Annotated in this window: 15 protein-coding genes; 12 read left to right on the forward strand and 3 right to left on the reverse strand. The window is 42.1% G+C overall.

Annotated elements, in window-relative coordinates; translation table 11 throughout:
• The 9 genes from HUJ21_RS16130 to argJ all read left to right on the forward strand — a co-directional run.
• Positions 1 to 1436, forward strand: a 1436-nt coding sequence (locus HUJ21_RS16130; protein ID WP_291371589.1) for a Ca2+-dependent phosphoinositide-specific phospholipase C, incomplete at its 5' end; no start/stop codon positions are given.
• Positions 1437 to 1574: 138 nt separating this feature from the next.
• The gene (locus HUJ21_RS16135; RefSeq protein WP_291371591.1) at positions 1575 to 3575 is read left to right on the forward strand and encodes an alpha-amylase family glycosyl hydrolase; all 2001 of its coding nucleotides are present in this window, start codon (positions 1575 to 1577) and stop codon (positions 3573 to 3575) included.
• 110 nt (positions 3576 to 3685) lie between these two features.
• Positions 3686 to 5032 carry a Trk system potassium transporter TrkA gene (gene trkA / locus HUJ21_RS16140; protein ID WP_291371593.1) on the forward strand — a complete coding sequence of 449 codons (1347 nt, stop codon included), beginning with the start codon at positions 3686 to 3688 and terminating at the stop codon, positions 5030 to 5032.
• A gap of 2 nt (positions 5033 to 5034) precedes the next feature.
• Positions 5035 to 6486 carry a potassium transporter TrkG gene (locus HUJ21_RS16145; RefSeq protein ID WP_291371595.1) on the forward strand — a complete coding sequence of 484 codons (1452 nt, stop codon included), beginning with the start codon at positions 5035 to 5037 and terminating at the stop codon, positions 6484 to 6486.
• Between the two features lie 15 nt (positions 6487 to 6501).
• The gene (locus HUJ21_RS16150) at positions 6502 to 7266 is read left to right on the forward strand and encodes a PhzF family phenazine biosynthesis protein (protein ID WP_291371597.1); all 765 of its coding nucleotides are present in this window, start codon (positions 6502 to 6504) and stop codon (positions 7264 to 7266) included.
• A gap of 188 nt (positions 7267 to 7454) precedes the next feature.
• Complete coding sequence (argB, locus tag HUJ21_RS16155; protein ID WP_291371598.1) at positions 7455 to 8279, forward strand: acetylglutamate kinase; 825 nt, start codon at positions 7455 to 7457, stop codon at positions 8277 to 8279.
• A 2-nt stretch (positions 8280 to 8281) separates the two neighbouring features.
• Entirely contained in the window at positions 8282 to 9484 is a 1203-nt protein-coding gene (locus tag HUJ21_RS16160) for an aspartate aminotransferase family protein (protein WP_291371600.1), read from the forward strand.
• Complete coding sequence (gene argC, locus HUJ21_RS16165) at positions 9474 to 10517, forward strand: N-acetyl-gamma-glutamyl-phosphate reductase (RefSeq protein WP_291371602.1); 1044 nt, start codon at positions 9474 to 9476, stop codon at positions 10515 to 10517. The genes HUJ21_RS16160 and argC overlap by 11 nt, the downstream gene beginning before the upstream one ends.
• A gap of 13 nt (positions 10518 to 10530) precedes the next feature.
• Positions 10531 to 11742 (forward strand): bifunctional glutamate N-acetyltransferase/amino-acid acetyltransferase ArgJ, encoded by a 1212-nt coding sequence (gene argJ / locus HUJ21_RS16170; RefSeq protein ID WP_166151209.1) that lies wholly within the window; start codon positions 10531 to 10533, stop codon positions 11740 to 11742.
• A 73-nt stretch (positions 11743 to 11815) separates the two neighbouring features.
• Here the strand turns inward: argJ and HUJ21_RS16175 are convergent, their stop codons facing one another.
• Positions 11816 to 12355 (reverse strand): outer membrane beta-barrel protein, encoded by a 540-nt coding sequence (locus HUJ21_RS16175; protein ID WP_291371605.1) that lies wholly within the window; start codon positions 12353 to 12355, stop codon positions 11816 to 11818.
• A gap of 1080 nt (positions 12356 to 13435) precedes the next feature.
• Here HUJ21_RS16175 and HUJ21_RS16180 point away from each other — a divergent pair.
• From HUJ21_RS16180 to HUJ21_RS16190, 3 genes are read left to right on the forward strand one after another with little or no spacing between them, the layout of a single operon-like run.
• On the forward strand, positions 13436 to 14014 hold the full coding sequence (locus tag HUJ21_RS16180; RefSeq protein WP_291371606.1) for a YceI family protein: 579 nt from the start codon (positions 13436 to 13438) through the stop codon (positions 14012 to 14014).
• 13 nt (positions 14015 to 14027) lie between these two features.
• Positions 14028 to 15314 (forward strand): hypothetical protein, encoded by a 1287-nt coding sequence (locus HUJ21_RS16185; protein ID WP_291371608.1) that lies wholly within the window; start codon positions 14028 to 14030, stop codon positions 15312 to 15314.
• 21 nt (positions 15315 to 15335) lie between these two features.
• On the forward strand, positions 15336 to 15866 hold the full coding sequence (locus HUJ21_RS16190; protein ID WP_291371610.1) for a hypothetical protein: 531 nt from the start codon (positions 15336 to 15338) through the stop codon (positions 15864 to 15866).
• A 155-nt stretch (positions 15867 to 16021) separates the two neighbouring features.
• Here HUJ21_RS16190 and HUJ21_RS16195 read toward each other — a convergent pair whose 3' ends face one another.
• Entirely contained in the window at positions 16022 to 17500 is a 1479-nt protein-coding gene (locus HUJ21_RS16195; protein WP_291371612.1) for an efflux transporter outer membrane subunit, read from the reverse strand.
• Positions 17501 to 17512: 12 nt separating this feature from the next.
• Complete coding sequence (locus HUJ21_RS16200) at positions 17513 to 20668, reverse strand: efflux RND transporter permease subunit (protein WP_291371614.1); 3156 nt, start codon at positions 20666 to 20668, stop codon at positions 17513 to 17515.
• Positions 20669 to 20679: the final 11 nt, after the last annotated feature.

Here is a 20679-nt window from a genome sequence, read left to right on the forward strand (position 1 = left end):
CGGATAAAATGTATTTCAGACTCCTTGTTTTTGCTGTTTTTTCTATCATTTGCTCATGTGGACAAAAACCAACTGAGCTGCCGGAACCTGTTAGAATCAATCATATCCAATTTATTGGAAGCCACAATAGCTACAAGAAAGCTATTCCCCAGGTCATAATGGATCAAATCAGTTCAGAAAACCCCGGTCTGGCGGCCAGCCTGGATTACAGCCATCCAGGCATTTGGCAACAACTGGATATGGGCTTGCGTTTGTTAGAATTGGATGTCTACCATGATCCGGAAGGTGCTAGGTTTAGTAAGCCTTTGGGGGTAAAGATGACCGGAGAAGCAATTGATCCGGATTTTGGCACCCCCGGATTTAAGGTTTTTCACGTGCAGGATATTGACTACAGAAGTCACCACCCCTTGTTAGAGGATTACCTGAAAGAATTGAAAAGTTGGTCAGACCTGCATCCAAACCATCTCCCCGTTTTTATTACCCTGAATGCCAAGGATCAGAATTATCCGGAAAAGGGCTTGACCGAGGCACTTCCTTTTGACAAACAGGCTTTTCAGGCATTGGATCAGGCCATTTTTTATCATCTGGGAAAGGATAAGTTAATCAGACCAGCAGATGTAAAGGGTAGTCAGCCCGACCTGAGGACGGCAATCACAACAAATGGCTGGCCCGAACTTGAGGAGGCCAAAGGTAAGTTTATCTGGATTCTAGATGAAAAAGCGAAGAAGCAGGAAGCTTATTTGTCCACACTGGAGGCCCGAGAGGGTGGTGTTTTTTTTGTAACGGTAGCCGAAGACCACCCTATGGCAGGGATCTTTATTCTCAATGATCCAGTAAGCCAGCAAGCGCAAATCAGGGACTTGGTGGAAAAGGGTTATTTGGTAAGAACAAGGGCGGATGCCGATACGCAGGAAGCCAGAACCAACGACACACAGAGAAGGAATAAAGCATTCGAAAGCGGAGCTCAGCTGATAAGTACGGACTACTACATTCCTGATCAAAGGTGGGATAGCAGGTATCAGGTAGTATTTGAAAATTCAAGATATACCAGGATCAATCCTTTCAATACTGGAAACAACCTTGAAAACTTCACTTTCGGTGAAGGAAATGAAGGGGTAATTGGCTTGGACCCTCAGACCTTTTCTTTGGCAGAGGCCCAAATAGATCCATTGGTTCTGGATGTTCGTACGCAGGCAGAAGTAGATGAAGGGATCATTACCGGTGCCAGTCATATTGATTTCCTGCAAGAAGGTTTTCAACAAAAAATAGAAGAACTTGATCTTGACAAAGAAAGACCCGTTTTGGTGTATTGCAAGGTAGGAGGTAGAAGTGCCAGGGCAGCCGAACAGCTGATGGATGCCGGGTTTAAAAATGTTTACCATCTGGAAGGGGGAATAGATCTTTGGAAATCGGAGGGTTTCCCGGTAGTTCCCTGATTGAATTGGAGGATTATCAGGTCTAAAACAGTTTTATAATTGATCCTGACTGAGGCAAACAGGCCGGACTAGAAAGTCACAGGTGGGATAAATGTGCAACATGCGAGTTTTCATCTCACCGCATAAAAAAATATAAAAATGAAACTAAAGATAGTTGAAGAAGACCCCTGGTTGGAAGATTACAAGGAAGAAATATATCAAAGGTGGGTGAGGTTTCAATTGGCCAGAGAGGAGTTGGTGAATGTGGACGGAAGCCTTTCCGCATTTGCCAGTGGCCATGAGTATTTTGGAATTAATTTCGATCCCCATCGACACGGTTGGGTTTACAGGGAATGGGCACCGGAGGCCGATGCCCTGTTTTTAATCGGAGAGTTCAATGAATGGGACCGGACTTCTCATCCAATGGAAAGAAACCAATGGGGGGTTTGGGAGATTTTTCTGCCTTTTGAATCCTATAAGGATCGCTTTGTTCATCAAAGCCTGATCAAAGTTCATGTGCAGGGAGGAGGTACTGCCCGGGACCGTATTCCGGCGTATATCAGGCGTGTGGTTCAGGATGAGGCCAACAAGGACTTTTCAGGGCAACTCTGGTTTCCTGACCGGCCGTTTGAATGGACGGATCATGATTTTTTTATGCGTTATCAGAAAGAGGGGCCACTTATTTATGAGTGCCATGTAGGCATGGGGCAGGAAGAGGAAGCCGTTGGTACTTATCTGGATTTTGCCGATAAAATTTTGCCCCGTATAAAAAAACTGGGATACAATGCCATTCAGTTGATGGCAATAATGGAGCATCCCTATTACGGTTCATTTGGATACCACGTATCCAATTTTTTCTGTCCCTCCAGCAGGTTTGGTACGCCGGAGCACTTAAAGTACCTGGTCAATAAAGCCCATGATATGGGTCTGGCCGTAATCATGGATGTGGTACATTCACATGCAGTTCAGAATGTTTCCGAAGGACTCAATGAATTTGATGGCTCGGACCACCACTATTTTCACTCAGGCCCCAGGGGCTATCACGAAGTATGGGACTCCAAATTATTTGATTATGGCAAATGGGAGGTCAAGCGGTTTTTGCTTTCAAACCTAAAATACTGGTTGGAAGAATTTCATTTTGATGGATTTCGCTTTGACGGAGTTACTTCCATGTTGTATTTCCACCATGGATTAATCACCTTTGACCATTTTGAGAAGTATTTCCATAAAGATGTGGATTGGGATGCTATCATTTATTTGCAACTCGCAAATGCCCTGATTCATGAGGTTAAACCCGGAGCCATCTCCATTGCTGAGGAAGTCAGTGGCATGCCGGGATTGTGCAGGAATCCGGAAGAAGGAGGAGTTGGATTTGATTACCGCATGGCCATGGGCATTCCGGATTTCTATATCAAGACTTTAAAGGAAAAGCAGGATGAAGAGTGGGATGTACTGGAATTCTGGAAGGAATTGAGTGACCGCAGGTATAAGGAAAAAACCATTGCCTACGCAGAATCACACGATCAGGCACTGGTGGGTGATAAATCCATTGCTTTCTGGCTGATGGATAAGGAAATGTATTTTCACATGCAGGTTGAAGATGATAACATCATCATTGACCGGGGGCTAGCCTTGCACAAGCTCTTCCGTATCTTTACCAGTAGTCTGGGGGGTGAAGGATATCTCAATTTTATGGGAAATGAATTTGGACACCCCGAGTGGGTTGATTTTCCCAGAGAAGGCAATAACTGGAGTTTTCAATACGCCCGCAGGCAATGGAGCCTGGCCAAAGACCCAAAACTCAAATACAGGTTTTTGGAAAACTGGGACAAGGCCATGGTTCACATGTTAAAGAAGCATCGCATCCTTCCCAGCCCTTTCGCTGAGCAACTCCACGCTGATCCCAAAAACAAGGTATTGATATATCGGAGAAATGAGCTTTTATTTGCGGTTTCATTTAATCCCCAGGACTCCATTCCCGATTACAAGTTCAGAGCACCTGCGATGGGTCAATACAGGCTAATTTTGAATTCTGATGACCCTCAATTTGGCGGATTTGGAAGAATTGATGGTAAAATGACTTACTTTACCGACCAAAATCAGATGCTCAGCATTTATATGACCAACAGGACTGCTTTGGTTTTTGAAAGAATCGATTGATTTCCAATTTTTATTTGGCGAAAACACAAAATATTGGAAAATTAAGAAATAAGTATTGGTCTTGCATCTTTTTTACCTAATATTGTGACCAGATTGTAGAAAGTTAGCCTATGGCAATGAATATTGTGATTGCGGGAGCAGGAGATATGGGGTACCACCTGGCGGAACAGCTTTGTTACGAAAACAAGAACATCATTTTGATCGATTTGGACAAAGATGTTCTGGACAATATTGGGTCCCGACTAGATGTACTGACCATTGAGGGGGACTCAGCTTCCATAGATATCCTGAAAAAGGCCAATATCCATAATGCTGAACTCATGCTGGCGGTCACTACCTCTGAAAAGACGAACATTTGTTCCGCCATCTTGGCCAAGCAATTGGGTGCAAGGAAGGTAATCGCCAGGGTTCGAAACCACGATTATTTATATCCTGAAAATAAAATATACTTCGAAAACCTGGGCATAGATTCCATTATTTCTCCATCTATGCTGTGCAGCAAGGAAATTTCGCGTTTGATAAAACGTTCTACTTTTTCTGATGTTATCGAATTTGAAGGGGGTAAATTGAGCGTGGTGGGAATAACCCTGGAATACAATTCACCATTGGTGAATAAAAAGCTGTCCGATGCTGCTACTGATCCGATATTTAAAGATATTCGTATCATTGCCATCGTACGGGACCACAGGACCCTCATTCCAAGAGGGGATACCTATATCCGAAATAATGACCACGTCTTTTTTATTTCCAATAACAAGTCCGTTGATACTGTCAAAAAATTGGTGCGGCATAAGGAGAAAGAAATACATAGCCTGATGCTGATTGGGGGAGATGACCTGGCCTATTCTACAGCGACAGAATTGGAACATGAATATGGTATCACCCTTATCCACAATGATAAAGAACGCTGTAAGTGGCTGGCTGAAAGGCTGGATGCTACCCTGGTAATTCATGGGGATTACAAAAACATCAATCTACTGATTGAGGAGGGATTGGAGACCATGGATGGATTTTTGGCGCTAACCAATAGCTCAGAAACCAATATTATTACCAGTCTGAGTGCCAAAAACCATGGTGTATATAAAACCATAGCCCATGTGGATACCCGGGAATATATCCATATTTCGCATAGCATAGGGGTGGATTCCCTGATCAATAAAAAACTGGTGGCGGCCAATCACGTAAGCCGCTATCTGACCAAAGGAAAGGTAGAGGCGGTATCCGGAATTCATGGCGTGGAAGCAGAATTTGTGCAATACCTGGTGACAAAAAATAACCGGCTGACCAAAAAGAACCTTAAAGCCCTCCATTTTCCAAATTCGGCTATTGTTGCGGGAGTAATCCGGGGAGAGGAAGTGTTTATTCCTGATGGGGAATTCCAGTTAAAGCTAAATGATAAAGCCATCGTTTTGGCACTTCCTGAAGCCAAGCCCGTTTTGGAAAAACTATTTAATTGACCATGATCCATTACAAGGCTATTCTAAAAGTAATGGGAGGGCTGATGATGCTCCTTGGTGTCCTGATGTCTCCAAGTATTGCCTTTTCTTATTATTACCGAAGCGGTGACCAGATAACGCTAATTGGCTCCTCGTTGATTTGTCTCGTTGTAGGGGGGACATTCTTTTATTCCTTTGCCAAGCAGGATCAAAATATCAGAAAGCGGGAGGGATATATGATTGTGGCCATGAGTTGGATCATTATGTCCGTGTTTGGGATGATGCCATATATTTTTAGTGGAAGTATTACCGTGGTGTCAGACGCTATTTTTGAAACCGTGTCAGGGTTTACCACCACTGGTGCAACGATTTTAACGGATATTGAGCAACTTCCGGAGGGAATTCTATTGTGGCGGAGTATGACCCAATGGATAGGAGGCCTGGGAATCATTGTTTTAACGGTGGCCATTTTCCCTCTTTTGGGAATTGGGGGGATTGAGCTGTTTGTTGCTGAATCACCAGGTCCTACGTCTGATAAAGTCCATCCCCGGATTAGGGAAACGGCCAAGCGGCTCTGGTACATATATGTAGGCTTGACAGTTCTTCTCGTAGTATTGTATTATCTTGAAGGAATGTCTTTTTTTGATGCCATGAATCATGCGCTGACCACCATGTCTACAGGGGGATTTTCTACCAAAAATGCAAGCATGGCGTATTTTGATAATCCCCTAATCCAGTATACAGCCATCCTTTTTATGTTTCTGGCAGGCACGAATTTTACGCTTCTCTATTTTGCCTTTAAAGGCAGATTTAAGAGGATTTGGGCCAGTGATGAATTTAGAGCTTATTTGATATCATTATTAGCTTTAATTATAGCGATTGCGATGGCCATTTATTATTTGGTACCAGGCAATCCGGAGAAGATCTTAAGGGAAGCCATGTTTCAGGTAGTTTCCCTGATAACAACTACAGGCTATGTAACAGCAGATTATACCGCTTACAGCAATGGTTTGACGGTCATTTTTTTTATGATGCTTTTTATTGGTGCCTGCGCCGGTTCTACAAGTGGAGGAATCAAGTTTATCAGGCACCTAACTTTTGTAAAAAACTCCACCTTGGAATTCAAGCGCATAGTACATCCCCGTGCCGTGGTGCCATTAAAAATCAATGGAGAGCGGGTCACGGGTAAAGTCATCACCCATATCATGAATTTTTTACTGCTCTACCTCATGATATTTGTTTTGGGATCCATAGTGATGTCTCTTGCTGGTTACGACATGATTACCTCTTTTGGAGCTGTAGCTACTTCTCTTGGAAATGTGGGGCCGGCCATTGGCAGGGTGGGCCCAGTGGATAATTTTGCCTTTTTTTCCCCCTTTTCGAAATTATTTCTCAGTTTTTTGATGTTATTGGGAAGATTGGAGCTGTTTACCATTTTGGTATTGTTTACTCCCTATTTTTGGCGTGCCAACTAAAATACATACAAACTTATGAAACCGACTGTAATTGCTGTATTCACTGCACCTGAGTTGGGTTTTAGGGGAAACCCTGCTGCTGTTGTGCTTTCCCTAACTGCATTGAAAGAGAAGGAAATGCAAGAGCAAGCTTCCAGAATTGGTATGCCCGCAACCTCCTTCCTGTTTCAGGATACCCAAGGGAAATACAACGTCAGGTGGTTTGCACCGGATGAAGAAATTGGTCTTTGCGGGCATGGTGCAGCTGCTGCAGGCATATTTCTGGCACTAAAAAATGCTACGGGTGAAGTTAAGCTTCATTTTCAGGGAGGCGTTATTGGGGTGAAGTTTGCCGGGGGAAGGTTTTCCATGCATCTGGAGGCGATTCCTGTGCTTGAGAAAATAAATCCTCCCCAAGCCATTCTCGATGGCCTGGGAATCCCGGTTTTGGAAATGTATAAAACAGCCAACAAGCACCTGATCATAACAGACTCCGAAGAAGCAGTAGCCCAAATGCAACCCGATTTTGTCCGACTGAGACAGTCAGATATATTTGGTTATGCCATTTCAGCCAAAGGGGATCAGGTTGATTTTGTAAGCCGGACCCTGGTGCCCCATGTGCAGCAACTGGAAGACCATGCCACCGGATCTTCCCACGCACTTCTTGTGCCCTATTGGTCTGAAAAATTGAATAAGAAAAACATGACAGCTCATCAGTTGAGTCCCAGAGGTGGGCGCTTCTTCGTTGAATTGGCAGAAGAAGAGGTTATCCTGACGGGTACTTATGAGATCGAAAAATAGAGAAGTTTCCTGATGACAGGATGTCAGTAATTTTTTTAAGTTTTTGATTATTTGAATAATGGATAAAAATATTCTAATCAATTTATTTTTTATCCTCTTTTCGATATAAATTTTTTTCCTTGGTATAATTATTGCTTTTTTATTTTGCAATGTTTTTTTAAATCGAATTTCAACCAAATTAAAATATAATGGAATACCGAAAGATTCTCATCAAATATGGTGGGAATGCAATGGTCAACCAGGAATTAAAAGAAGCCATTGCCCAAAAAATAAAAACCTTGCAAAATCATGGCGTCCAGGTGATTTTGGTTCATGGAGGAGGTCCTTTTATCAACAAATCTTTGGAAGATGCAGGTATAACCTCACAATTTTTTGATGGCCACAGACATACCAGCCCGGAAGCATTGAGCTGTATAGAAAAAACACTGAAAGGAGAAGTAAACAGCTCGTTGGTAAATTTGCTCAATCGGCAGGGCTTGCAGGCAGTAGGCCTTTCCGGAAAGGACGGCAAACTGGCCATAGCGCAAAAAAGATGGCACCTGGCACGCAATGAGGCAGGTGAAGAGAGTCAGGTGGACCTTGGGCAGGTAGGGGATGTAAAAGTCGTAAACCCTTTGTTGTTAAAAATTTTACTTGATAATGGTTTTACTCCTGTGATTACCTGTATTGCCTCAGACGAAAAAGGCCATGATTTCAATATCAATGGGGATGTATTTGCAGGAAAAATTGCAGCAGCTATGGAAGTAGATGCTTATATTGTACTCACAGACGTGGATGGCCTATACCTGGACTACCCTGACCCTGCCTCTATTCTGAAAGAAGTCAATCTAAAAACCATTCCACAATATTATGGTAAAGCGATAAAAGGTGGGATGATACCAAAGATTGAATCCTGTGTGGCAGCTTTAGAAGCAGGTGTAAAGAAAGCCGTCATTTTAAATGGCACACAGCCCGATCAGATTTCAGATTATATTATCAATCAAAGAACTATAGGAACAACCATAACTCAATAAACATGCAGATTTCGAATGAATATTTATATGAGGAAGATAAAAAACATTACTTACCTACTTTTAAGCGCTTCCCGTTAGCACTTATCAAAGGAAAGGGTAGCAGGGTCTGGGATGCGGATGGAAAGGAATATATTGACATGCTTGCAGGAATTGCGGTAAATAATCTCGGACATTGCCATCCCAAGGTGGTGAGTGCTATCTGCGACCAAGCAGGCGAATTGATGCATATTTCCAATTTCTTCGTGAGTCCTCCGCAGGTCGCACTCAGTAAATTACTGGTAGACCTGAGTCGTTTGTCCTACGTATTTTTAACCAATAGTGGTGCTGAATCAGTGGAGGGAGCGATTAAGGTTGCGAGAAAGTATGCTTCAAAAAAGCAAAAAGGGGGAGAAATCATCTCTATGAAAACTTCTTTTCATGGCCGGACCCTGGCAACCATCGCCACCGGGCAGGCAAAATATCAAAAGGGTTTTGCGCCCATTCCAACCGGTTTTGTACAAGTGGATTTCAATGACATCAAGGCTTTAGAGAATGCCATTACGCCCGATACCGCAGCAGTCATCCTGGAACCTGTACAGGGAGAAGGAGGTATTATTCCAGCCGAAAAGGCCTATCTGCAGGCTGCAAGAAAATTATGCGATGAAAATGATGTACTTCTGATTTTTGATGAAATTCAATGTGGAATTGGACGGACAGGCCATCTTTTTGCCAAGGATCATTTTGGCGTTCAGCCGGATATCATGACTTTGGCGAAAGGCCTCGGCAGTGGGATGCCCGTAGGAGCCTTCCTTTGTAATGAAAAAGTAGGTGCAGCCATTGATTTTGGAGACCATGGAACCACTTTTGGCGGCAATCCCCTTGCGTCGGCTGCTGCACTGGCTACCATCAAAACCATTCTGGATGAAAACCTTTGTCAGGCAGCTAAGGACAAAGGGGATTGGTTAATGAGCATCGTCCGTTCCTGGTCAAAGGATCATCCTATGATCAAGGAAGTAAGAGGTATAGGATTGATGATCGGCATTCAGTTGGACCGACCAGCTGCGCCCATTGTGAAAGCCCTGATGGAAGATGGCGTCATTGCCAATGCCACCGCAGAATCCGTGTTGCGCCTGGTTCCACCACTAAATATTCCGGAAGAAGACCTGGTAAAGGTTCTGGACAAATTAAAAGCAATCATAATATCTGTAGAGCAAAATGAAAAGTAAACAATATAAAACCAGTATCATAGGTGCTTCTGGATATACGGGTTCTGAACTGGCCCGGATTTTGGTCAATCATTCGGAAATAGAGATTGTCAGTATCACTTCTGAATCTCATCAGGGGAAAAAATTTTCTGATCTTCACGCACAATTTTCAGGAATTTTAGACCTTACACTGATCAGTGCGGATGAGGTGGATGTGGCTGGTTTGGATGTGATTTTTTTGGCCCTTCCACATGGGGTTTCCATGGAATTTGTAAAACGCTGGCAAGATTCCGGAGTAAAAATCATCGACTTATCTGGAGATTTCAGGCTTTCAACTCCGGAGGTTTATGAAGACTGGTACAAAAAAAATCACACATACCCCGGGGGATTTGAACATGCTGTTTACGGCTTGCCTGAATTGCATGAAGAACGCATAAAGTCGGCTACCTTAGTGGCGAATCCCGGCTGTTATCCAACGGCTTCTATTTTGAGCCTTGCCCCTTTGTTTCAAAGCGGGAAAGTGGATGCCAAAGGAGCAATCATTGATGCCAAGTCAGGAATCACAGGTGCGGGGGTTAAAGCCAGTAATACGACGCATTTCTCAAATGTCAATGATAATTTCAAAGCTTATGGTATTGGCAATCACCGGCATACGGTGGAAATTCAGGAACAGCTTTCATTTTTACTGAAAAAATCGGTTTATTTACAATTTACCCCACATCTATTACCAGTAGACAGGGGTATTTTGGCAACAGCCTACATTAGTGTAGAAGGAGCGATGAATCAGGAAAAACTTGATAAAATGTATCAGGATTTTTACAACAACAAGCCGTTTGTAAGGCTAAGAAATCAGGCCCCTTCCATCAAGGAGGTTCGGGGAAGCAATTATGCCGATATTTATCCATTTTGGGATGACCGGACCAAAAGAGCGATTGTAGTGACTGTGATTGACAACCTGGTTAAAGGGGCTGCCGGACAAGCCGTGCACAACATGAATCTCATGCTGGGATTGGAGGAATCCACCGGTTTGAATCAGGTACCCATGCAACCATAAAAGCATAGAAAGAATGATAAAAAATATTACCAGTGTAAAGGGGATCAAGTGTTGGGGAGCCCATTCGGGGATCAAATCCATGAGAAGGGATCTGGCTTTGATCTATTCTGAAGTACCGGCTGCGGCTGCGGCTACTTTAACTCAAAATAAAGTGCAGGCTGAGCCCATTAAAGTGACCAAAAGAAATCTGAAAAACAATAAAGCTCAGGTGATTGTATGTAATGCGGGAAATGCGAATGCCTGTACAGGCGAGCAGGGTCGCAAAGGAGCCGAAGCCATGGCAGATACCGTGGCAGAGGCCCTGAATATTTCACCCGATGATGTGATTGTTGCTTCTACCGGATTGATAGGGGAACCTTTTCCGACAGATGAAGTCGTGGAAGGGATAAAATCTACCGTTCCCAAATTATCCAATGATACCAAGGCAGGTTCTTTTTTGGCCAATGCCATTTTGACTACTGATACCTTTGCCAAGGAAGGCTTTGTGGATTTTGAATGGGAGGGAAATACCATTTCTATAGGTGGGATTGCCAAAGGATCAGGAATGATCCATCCCAATATGGCCACCATGCTAAGTTTTTTGGCTACTGATATTGCCATTGATGAAAAGCTCCTGCAAAAGACCCTTAAATATTGTGTAGATCGCTCTTTCAATATGATAACGGTAGATGGAGATACCTCTACCAATGATATGGTAGCTATACTGGCCAATGGTATGGCAGGAAACAAAAAAGTGACCAGCGAGACTGATCCCCTGTTTCTGATTTTCAAAGAAAAATTACAGGAGATATTGATTCATCTGGCGAAGCTGATTGTTTCCGATGGAGAAGGAGCATCGAAATTTATTGAGTATAAAGTTTGCAAAGCCATATCTGAAAATGTAGCCATGAAATTGGTTAGGGCAATTTCGGATTCTACCTTGGTAAAAACAGCCATGTTTGGCAGGGACCCGAATTGGGGAAGAATCATTGCTGCCTGTGGAAATGCTGGCATAAGTTTTAATTACAAAAAAGCCAATCTATATCTTGGAGATGCAAACAATCAGGTATTGGTATTGGAAAGGGGTAACCCCACCTCTTTTGACAAAAACCACATGAAAAAATTGCTGAGGGAATCCCATGTTAAAATTCGCCTGGAACTCAACACCGGTAAGCAAGAGGCAGTGGGCTGGGGATCTGACCTTACCACCGATTATGTCATGTTCAATTCTGTGTACACGACCTGATTTTTTTGTATCCCTTAAAATATACTAAGACCGGTAGGGATATATTTCTACCGGTTTTTTTAATAGGAATTGATTAAAGCCCTATAGGAAGTATATAAGCTGCCCGAATGCCTAATAAAGCCAATTGAAAAGGAGCGGGCCCTGCATGTTGGTAACGTATACCCAACTCTACATTGTTAAATATATAGCCTAATTCTGCAGCAAAAGTGAATTCCAAATTACTTTCAGAATAAGTATTGGGTTCGTTTTTGTAATGGTTGATAAAAAGGGTGCCACCCAATTGGGGTTCAAAGAAAAAAGGTTCAAAATTCAACCGGTAACCGGCCAAAACTGGGATTAGATGAAGTGATAGATTTTCACCAGCCGGTAAAATATAAGCCGGGTCCAATGGAAAATACAGGTAGTTTCCAGTCAGGGAAACCTGGCCGTTTAGCCCCAGTCCATAAAGTCCCTTTAGGGACGCACCAAAACCTGCAGGGAATTGAGTCTGATAATATTCGTTCAGGGTTATCCCTGCATCGAATCCGATATTTATTTGGTTTGTACCCTCTTGTGCCATGCTTTTCCATGAAAGCAGCAATAAAAGCACAGCTATAATGAATGGTTTGGTCATTTTTCAGGTATAGAAATGAAAATATTCAATACGTAAATTTAAAGATACGAAAAAATGGGTATTTGTACCCTTTTTTGAGTTTTGAGGTCCTAATGATGCAGTTTTTACGTAAAATTTGAATGGTGGAGAATTAATTTTAAATGGCAGCTTCGCTAAGTCAATGGATAATGGTATGGGAAGGATAATTTAATCAATGAAGATGGTTTTTTTAAATTATTAAAATATTGTATTATTTAACCATTAAATATCTATTGTAACGAAATATAATATTGTTAAAACAAAAGGATTTTTTAGGTTCAAGATTGAATGATCCGTAATTTTTCGGGGAAAAAAATTAATTAAAGTAAATTTTTATAAAAAGACAGTCTTTCTTTTTTAAAATAATATTTTTTCTATATCTTTGTATTATTAAATCAAAGGGATTTAAACTTGTAATACCTTATTAAAGGGACCGGAGATGATTAGTTTCATGGGAGGTTCAAATCCTTCTTTTACAACTTGGTTATTTTGGGTTTATTGTTAATTGACTTAAGCTATGAAATTCTATTTCATAGCTTATTTTTTTAACTGACACAACTAACTAATTAATAATTATTATCATCTATTTTTTGTGATTTCCCAGCTCATTTTTTTTAATTGAAGGTGCTTTTAGATTGTTTCTCATACCTAATCTTTTGAAAAACGCAGAAATCGGGATGAGAATTTTTTTTTTTTCAATGAATTGATTTACAGACATTTAAAAAATACTTCATCGGTAGGGTGCGGACTGAAATTTGAAGCGTTCCGATTAATAAGCTGGCACCTGCGTCAATATTTAGGAATAGGCATGCTTAAGGCATATTTAAGTGTTTTTCTTTCCTGAGTTTGTAAGAAACTTCTTGTAATATGATATGCCCTGGTTCGGATTAAGGAATAAATGTAGTGCGGTACACACTTTTAAGACCCAAAATTAGATCATATTTTTTACTGACTTTGCTCATGTTTTAGAAATGAACTACTCTTTACCTTTGACCTATCAAAACAAACAATCAGGGTTTTTATCCATAGAATACTGAGATTTTAGGCCTAAACCATACAATTATGCGTCACATTTTAAAGAATTTCCTGTTGTTGGTAATGATTACTGCAGGAGTAATCTCCACCAAGGCATTTGCCCAACAGTCCTATGAAATTTCTGGAAAGCCAGAAATGAAAGTTTCCGGTACTTCCACTCTTCATGACTGGGACATGGTTTCCTCAAAAGCAGAAGGGACTGCATCCCTGAGAATTTCTGCCGGAAAAGTAACCAGTATAAGTTCAGCCAGGTTTTCCATGCCTGTAGCCTCCCTAAAAAGCGGGAAAGGCCAAATGGATAACAATGCCTACAAGGCCCTTAAAGAAAGTGATCATCCCAACATTTCCTTTACACTGCTTGAGGCCAACCAGGATGGGGGCAATGACTGGAAAGCTACTGGAAGGCTTCAGATTGCTGGCGAAACACGGACCGTGCCCTTTCAATTAAGTGTATCACCCGATGGAAATGAAATAAGGGTAAATGGATCCGCCCAGATAAAATTGACTGATTTTGAAGTGGATCCCCCCACCGCTGTTTTTGGAACGATCAAGACCGGCGATGAAATGACGATAACGATTGATTTGAATCTTAACCCAGTAAATTAAAACTTTTATTATCATGAGAAACAAGATTATATTACTCACAGCAGCCATTTTATGGTCTTTTGGAAGCATGGCCCAGCAGCGGGACATGCAATTTTGGAGAGCTTACGACCAGAGAGGTATCAATGTATTTGAAACCGGAAAAGCAGATACCGTGGCCTTTGATGGGGTTAGGGTAAGGATTGGAGGGGCTTTTGCCCAACAGTTTCAATCCCTAAGCCATGAAAATTCCGCTAACCCGGTGATGAATGAAAATGGTGTCAATACCAACCAACTAATGGATATAGGCTCGGGATTTAACCTGGCCACCGCTAATCTGAACATTGATGTGGCGCTGGCCGATGGGATACGCCTGAATTTGATCACCTACCTTTCCTCCAGGCACCACCCCGAGACCTGGGTTAAAGGAGGATACCTGCAGTTTGACAAGCTCCATTTTTTGAACAGCCCTGTATTCGACCAAATCATGGAAAAAGTGACCATTAAAGTGGGTCATATGGAGATCAATTACGGTGATTCTCACTACAGGAGATCGGATAATGGAAATGCCTTTTACAACCCTTTTGTAGGCAATTATATCATGGATGCATTTGCTACAGAAATAGGTGCTGAAGTCATATTTCAAGACAATGGTTTTCTGGCAGTCGCCTCCATGACTGGTGGTGAAATCCAGGGTGGGGTAACCAATCCTAGCCGGAGAAAGCCTTCATTTATCGGGAAACTTGGATATGATAAGACCCTTGAAAATGATGTAAGGCTGAGGCTAACCGGATCTGTTTATACCACCGCCGGATCGGTAAACAATACCCTTTGGTCAGGTGACAGGGCAGGGTCCAGGTATTATCTGGCCATGGAAAATACCCTTGCATCTACTTCAGGTAATTTTACCTCCGGTCGTTTTAATCCCGGTATGCGGGACAATGTCACTGCATTGGTGCTAAATCCATTTGTTGAATTTCAGGGGCTGGAATTATTTGGTACCCTGGAGCAATCCAAAGGGAAGGCTGCCAATGAATCTGAAGACAGGACCTGGAATCAGGTTGGCCTGGATGCCGTTTACCGGTTTGGTGCAATGGATAAGTTTTACCTGGCGGGCAGGTACAATCAGGTCGGCGGAGAAATGCCCAATGGACTGGAACCTTCCATCTCCCGGGTGCAGATCGGAGGAGGCTGGTTTATTACCAAAAATATTTTAGCTAAATTAGAGTATGTAAGCCAAAATTATGAGGACTTTGCCGCTACCGATATACGAAATGGTGGTAAGTTCAATGGACTGATGATTGAAGGTGTCATAGGGTTTTAATCTTTTATATTACATTAAATCATGCGTATCGCCAGTCTTTTATTTTGCTGTATCCTGTGGATGGGAAGCCTTCAAAAGGAGGCTTTTATCATCCAGCAAAAAGAAATCATCGTAAAGGGAAAAACTTCTATTGGTGATTTTGAATGCAGCTACGGCATGGAAGAGATTGGCGATACCTTATATTTGGGAAATACTCCTAATATCAGTCTTGATTTTAATATACCGGTTAAGGAATTTGGTTGTGGCAATTTCCTATTGAACAGTGATTTTCGCCGAACCTTGAAAGCTGATCAATATCCTGTTTGTGCAGTACGGGTAATGCGTCTTTTTCGGGGTCAAAAAAACATCTATGGAGATTTGGCCATTAACCTTGTTGGTAAAGATTTGAAGTTAAATAACGTGTTCTTTGACCGGAACCGGGAGAAATTGCAAGGTAAAGTTCAGTTGTCTTTTGAAGAATTGGAACTGGAAGCTCCCAGTCGGCTGGGAGGCTTGGTGAGAGTAGAGGAGATCATTGAACTTCAGATTGACTTGTACGTTGAACCAGCTTAAAATCCTTCTTTTATTATCGGTATTATTGTTTATCTCACCCATCGAGTAGTGAATTCATACAACAGGAATTTTTTTCACGTTGTTGGAACAAATGCTCCTAATTTCCCTATAGTATTCCTTTTCTCATTCTAGATGTAGAACGAACCATTTGTCAATCAATTCCAACCCCCACCCAGGTTCCTGTACAATTCAATATTTGCTACAAGCATCTGCATTTTCACATCGACCATATACAATTCACTTTCAAGTGCATTACTTTGTGCATTGATCACCTCCAGATAAGTTGCGTACCCACTGCTGAACAATAAATACGATTCTTTAACAGCCTCTCTTGCATTTATCAATCTTTGTTCAGCCAATTCATATTCCTCCTCCAGTTTTTCAATTGTCACCATGCCGTTAGAAATTTCTGAAACTGCCTGTATCACTTTTTCGCGGAAGGCAAGTTCAGCTATATCCCGTTCTGCAAGGGAAATTTTGTACCTTGTTTTTAGCCTTCTGTTTTGAAAGATAGGCTGAGTTAATGAACCGATAAATACGCCAAATAATGAACCGGGATTCAGGACATTGGAAAAACTAATCGCATCATAACCCAACTGGGCACTCAATGAAAGAGACGGATAGCGCATGGCTTGAGAGACGCCTACCTGGGCATTCGCCTCCACCAGTGCCAATTCAGCAGCATTAACATCTGGCCGGTTTTTTATCAGTTCCAGTGGCAGACCTACGTAGATATCGCTTAATAATCTGGTATCTCCAAGGCCTTTGTTTACGTTTATGGATTCGTTGGGATATTCCCCCAGTAATTCGTTTAATTTATTTTTTTGAATTTCCAGTTCCCGCTCTATTTGCGGAACAAGCGAGGCAGAGATCATTTTCTGAGATTCTGTTTGAGTTATCGCCAGGGAAGAAACTTCCCCTGCCCTAAATTGTAATTTGACAATACTTAATGTCGAATCGTTGAGTCTTAAGTTATAAGTTGCAACCTGCTGTTGTTCCTTAAGCATAAGCAGTTTGTAATAGGCAGTTGCTATTTCCGCTACTAAATCGGTTTCAACCGCTTTGGTAATGGCTTCCCTTCGTTGAAACTGTGCGCGGTTGGCTTCTTTTTGTCGACGGAGTTTACCCCAAACATCAATTTCCCAACTCGATTGAACTGCCGCTATGTTATGTGCTCTGGCTACATACCATTGATTAGGCGTATCTTTCCCCTGGTAATATTTGACACTCTCCCTGGTAGTGGAATTTTGAGAGTACCGATCGTTTCTTTTTTCAAAAATGGTGTTAAGTTGAGGGAAAAAATTGGCTTTTGTCTGCTTAAAGGCTTCATTGGCAATATCACTTTCCTTTTGAATTTGTTTTAAATACAGGTTATTATTCAGCCCCTTATCTATTAATTTCACCAGCGAAGTGTCCTCAAAAAAGGATTCCCAGGCTATTTCTGCTATATTTTCAGTAAATGCTGCCGTACTATCAGTTTGGTCTGACGGCAAGGCTTTGAAGGCAGAGGGGAGTTGGAGATCAGGTCTTACGTAGTTTTCTCCTGATTTGCAACCCCAAAGAAGAGTAGCCACCAATAGGGCGACCGTAAAGGGGAGTAGGTATATTCGTTTAATGTTTTTTATCAAAGACATATTCATTAATTTTTAAGCCTCAACAGGAATGTTCTCCCGTGATTTTCTGGCGGTTTTTTCATGCAAATACTGGAAAACCAAATAAAGCGTAGGGATAATGAAAATCCCTAGAATTACGCCGAATAGCATTCCGCCTGCCGCACCGATACTCACTGATTTATTGCCTTGCGCAGAGGCCCCAACGGTCCGCATTAAAGGTATCAGGCCAGCTATAAATGCAAAGGAAGTCATGATGATGGGCCGGATACGTAAGCGGGAAGCCTCAATCGCCGCATTAAAAATGCTCATGCCTTGCCTTCGTTTCTGAGAAGCAAATTCAACAATTAGTATGGCGTTTTTAGCCAGCAAGCCTATCAACATGATGATACTTACCTGAACATAAATATTGTTGTCAATACCAGCCAGATTAATCGCTACAAAAACGCCAAGAAGTCCGCAGGGAATCGATAGCAATACAGCAAATGGCAATAGGTAACTTTCGTACTGGGCCGCTAAGAGGAAGAATACAAATACAATACTCAAGATGAAAATAATGGCTGTTTGGAAACCTGATTCCTTTTCCTCCAGACTCATACCCGTCCATTCATAACTATAGTTTATCGGTAATTCCGCAGCGACCGCTTCAATGGCATTCATGGCGTCACCTGTACTGTAACCGTCTGCCGGGGTAGCATTGACTGTAATCGAATTAAACAGGTTGTAGCGGTTTACGATTTCCGGACCGATTACCTCTTCAAGTGACACGATTGTGTTTACAGGAACCATTTCCCCTGTTTTACTACGTACGAAAATGGCATCCAGTGATTTTTTTTCCGTACGATAGGGGATATCTGCTTGAACAAATATTCTGTACTGCCTTCCAAACCTGTTAAAATCTCCCGTTTGCAATCTCCCAAAATAAGCTTGGATCGATTTCATCATATCCTGTACACTGACGCCCATATTTTTTGCCTTAACGTAATCAATGTTCATCTGGTACTGCGGAAAATTAGCATCGAAGGTGGTAAATGCTTTCTCGATTTCAGGACGATCGTTGACCGTGGCAATAAATTCATCTGCTACCTGATTAAAATCGGTGAAACTTTCTCCAACCCTATCTTGAATGATCATTTCCAATCCGGAGAATTCTCCAAAACCCTGAACCGTTGGCCTGGCAAAAACATTGATCTCAGCCTCAGGAATATGAGACAGGTCATTTATTAGTTCGGTTATCAACAAATTGATGTCCTGGGTTTCGCCGCGTTCATCAATTGGGTGGAGATTGATGTATCCCATACCAAAGGATGGGCTCGGGGCGTTTTCCATAACATTGAACCCCGAAATGCTATTGACGCTTCTGACGGCAGGATGATTTCTAAGGATAGAGTCCACCTGGTTCATTGGACCGGATGTCCTGTGTAAGGAGGAACCCGGAGGCATGGTGAGCGAATAAGTAAGAAAACTGTCATCTTCAGCCGGAATAAATGCCCCAGGTGTGCTTCTAAACATGATTATTGTCAGCGCTAATAGCACTACAAGTGCACTAATTGGTATCCATTTCTTTTTAAGTAGGTAAGTAACCGAGCGTACATATTTGTTGGTAAAAGCTTCAAATCCCGATTCAAAAGATGTAAATACCCGATGTTTTAACCTTCCCATTTTACTGGCCGATTGATCATCAAAAGGCTTTGCAGGCTTTAAAAGTAAAGCACATAGTACAGGACTCAAGGTAAGGGCATTCACCGCTGAAATAAGAATCGCAAAAATCAAGGTATATGCGAACTGCCGGTAGAAAAGTCCCACAGGCCCTTCCATAAATCCCACTGGAACAAAAACGGCTGCCATCACTATAGTAATCGAAATGATGGCTGTGGAAATCTCTTTCATCGCTTCCACCGTAGCTTTTTTCGCCGGCATTTTGCCATGGGTTAATTTATGGTGCACCGCTTCTACTACCACAATGGCATCATCTACTACAATACCGATAGCCAATACCAAAGCAAACATGGTCAGTACGTTAATTGAGAATCCCAATAATTGCAAAAAGAAGAACGTACCTATCAACGATACCGGAATGGCAATCGCCGGAATTATGGTAGACCTAAAGTCCTGGAGAAAAATAAAAACGACGATAAATACCAGGATACATGCTTCCAATATTGTATGCACCACCTGATCAATTGATTCATCGATCTGATTTCGTACCGAGTAGGATATGTCGTAAGTGATTCCTTCTGGAAAATTCCTGGAAATCCGCTCCATCACTTCGCGGATATCCTGATCGATTTGCTTTGCGTTGGAATCACTTGTTTGGGTAATATTGATCGTTGCTGCAGGTTTCCCATCGACCGTATTGTCGCTACCCAGATTAGATGCACCAAGTTCTACTCTTGCAATATCTCTGAGGTATAGGATAGATCCGTCTTTATTCGATTTAATAACAATATTTTCGTATTCTTCCGGCGTGCTAAATCTTCCCTTGTGCTTAATGATGGTTTCAAAAATCTCCTCTGAAGTTTCTCCAAAGCGTCCTGGTGCTGCTTCAAAATTCTGATCGTTAATTTGATTGGTTACATCTTGTGGTACGAGTCCGTATAGCGCTAATTTCTCCGGATTTAGCCATACCCGCATCGAATAGGTCCTTCTTCCGACGAAAGAAGCCTGGGCGACCCCCTCTACCCGCAGCAATTCACGCTTAACATTGATTCTGGAATAGGCCTGGATAAAAGTTTCATCGTAGGGAGAGTCCTCACTTTCAGCAACAATGTTAATGGTCATAATGTTACCACTAAGCCGTTTTACTACTGAAATACCTTCCTGAATTACTTCAGGAGGAAGTTCCCCAATTTCTCTTGATATGCTGTTTTGGACGTTGACAGCAGCGATATCCGGATCGGTACCTGGTTCAAAAAATATATTGATGCTACCTCTACCAGAATTCGTCGCTTTCGAACGAATATAGGTCATGTTTTCTACCCCATTTATGGCCTCTTCCAAAGGGAGGAGAACGGATTTGGCTACGGTTTCCGCATTGCCACCAGGATAACTTACCCTTACATTGACACTGGGTGGTGCAATGTCCGGAAAGCGGGTTACGGGGAGCCGCATTAGGCTGATCAGTCCCGCAATAACAATAAGTATAGATATTACAGAGGCAAATACTGGCCGGTCGATTATTTTCTTAATCATACATCTAAAAG

Origin of the sequence: Cyclobacterium sp., assembly GCF_014762705.1 — a bacterium.
Taxonomy (GTDB): Bacteria; Bacteroidota; Bacteroidia; order Cytophagales; family Cyclobacteriaceae; genus Cyclobacterium.

Bases quoted from the DNA above. Each gene is read 5' to 3' on its own strand.
- HUJ21_RS16135 (WP_291371591.1), top strand. From the start codon at position 1,575: ATGAAACTAAAGATAGTTGAAGAAGACCCCTGGTTGGAAGATTACAAG.
- trkA (WP_291371593.1), top strand. From the start codon at position 3,686: ATGGCAATGAATATTGTGATTGCGGGAGCAGGAGATATGGGGTACCAC.
- HUJ21_RS16145 (WP_291371595.1), top strand. From the start codon at position 5,035: ATGATCCATTACAAGGCTATTCTAAAAGTAATGGGAGGGCTGATGATG.
- HUJ21_RS16150 (WP_291371597.1), top strand. From the start codon at position 6,502: ATGAAACCGACTGTAATTGCTGTATTCACTGCACCTGAGTTGGGTTTT.
- argB (WP_291371598.1), top strand. From the start codon at position 7,455: ATGGAATACCGAAAGATTCTCATCAAATATGGTGGGAATGCAATGGTC.
- HUJ21_RS16160 (WP_291371600.1), top strand. From the start codon at position 8,282: ATGCAGATTTCGAATGAATATTTATATGAGGAAGATAAAAAACATTAC.
- argC (WP_291371602.1), top strand. From the start codon at position 9,474: ATGAAAAGTAAACAATATAAAACCAGTATCATAGGTGCTTCTGGATAT.
- argJ (WP_166151209.1), top strand. From the start codon at position 10,531: ATGATAAAAAATATTACCAGTGTAAAGGGGATCAAGTGTTGGGGAGCC.
- HUJ21_RS16175 (WP_291371605.1), bottom strand. From the start codon at position 12,355: ATGACCAAACCATTCATTATAGCTGTGCTTTTATTGCTGCTTTCATGG.
- HUJ21_RS16180 (WP_291371606.1), top strand. From the start codon at position 13,436: ATGCGTCACATTTTAAAGAATTTCCTGTTGTTGGTAATGATTACTGCA.
- HUJ21_RS16185 (WP_291371608.1), top strand. From the start codon at position 14,028: ATGAGAAACAAGATTATATTACTCACAGCAGCCATTTTATGGTCTTTT.
- HUJ21_RS16190 (WP_291371610.1), top strand. From the start codon at position 15,336: ATGCGTATCGCCAGTCTTTTATTTTGCTGTATCCTGTGGATGGGAAGC.
- HUJ21_RS16195 (WP_291371612.1), bottom strand. From the start codon at position 17,500: ATGTCTTTGATAAAAAACATTAAACGAATATACCTACTCCCCTTTACG.
- HUJ21_RS16200 (WP_291371614.1), bottom strand. From the start codon at position 20,668: ATGATTAAGAAAATAATCGACCGGCCAGTATTTGCCTCTGTAATATCT.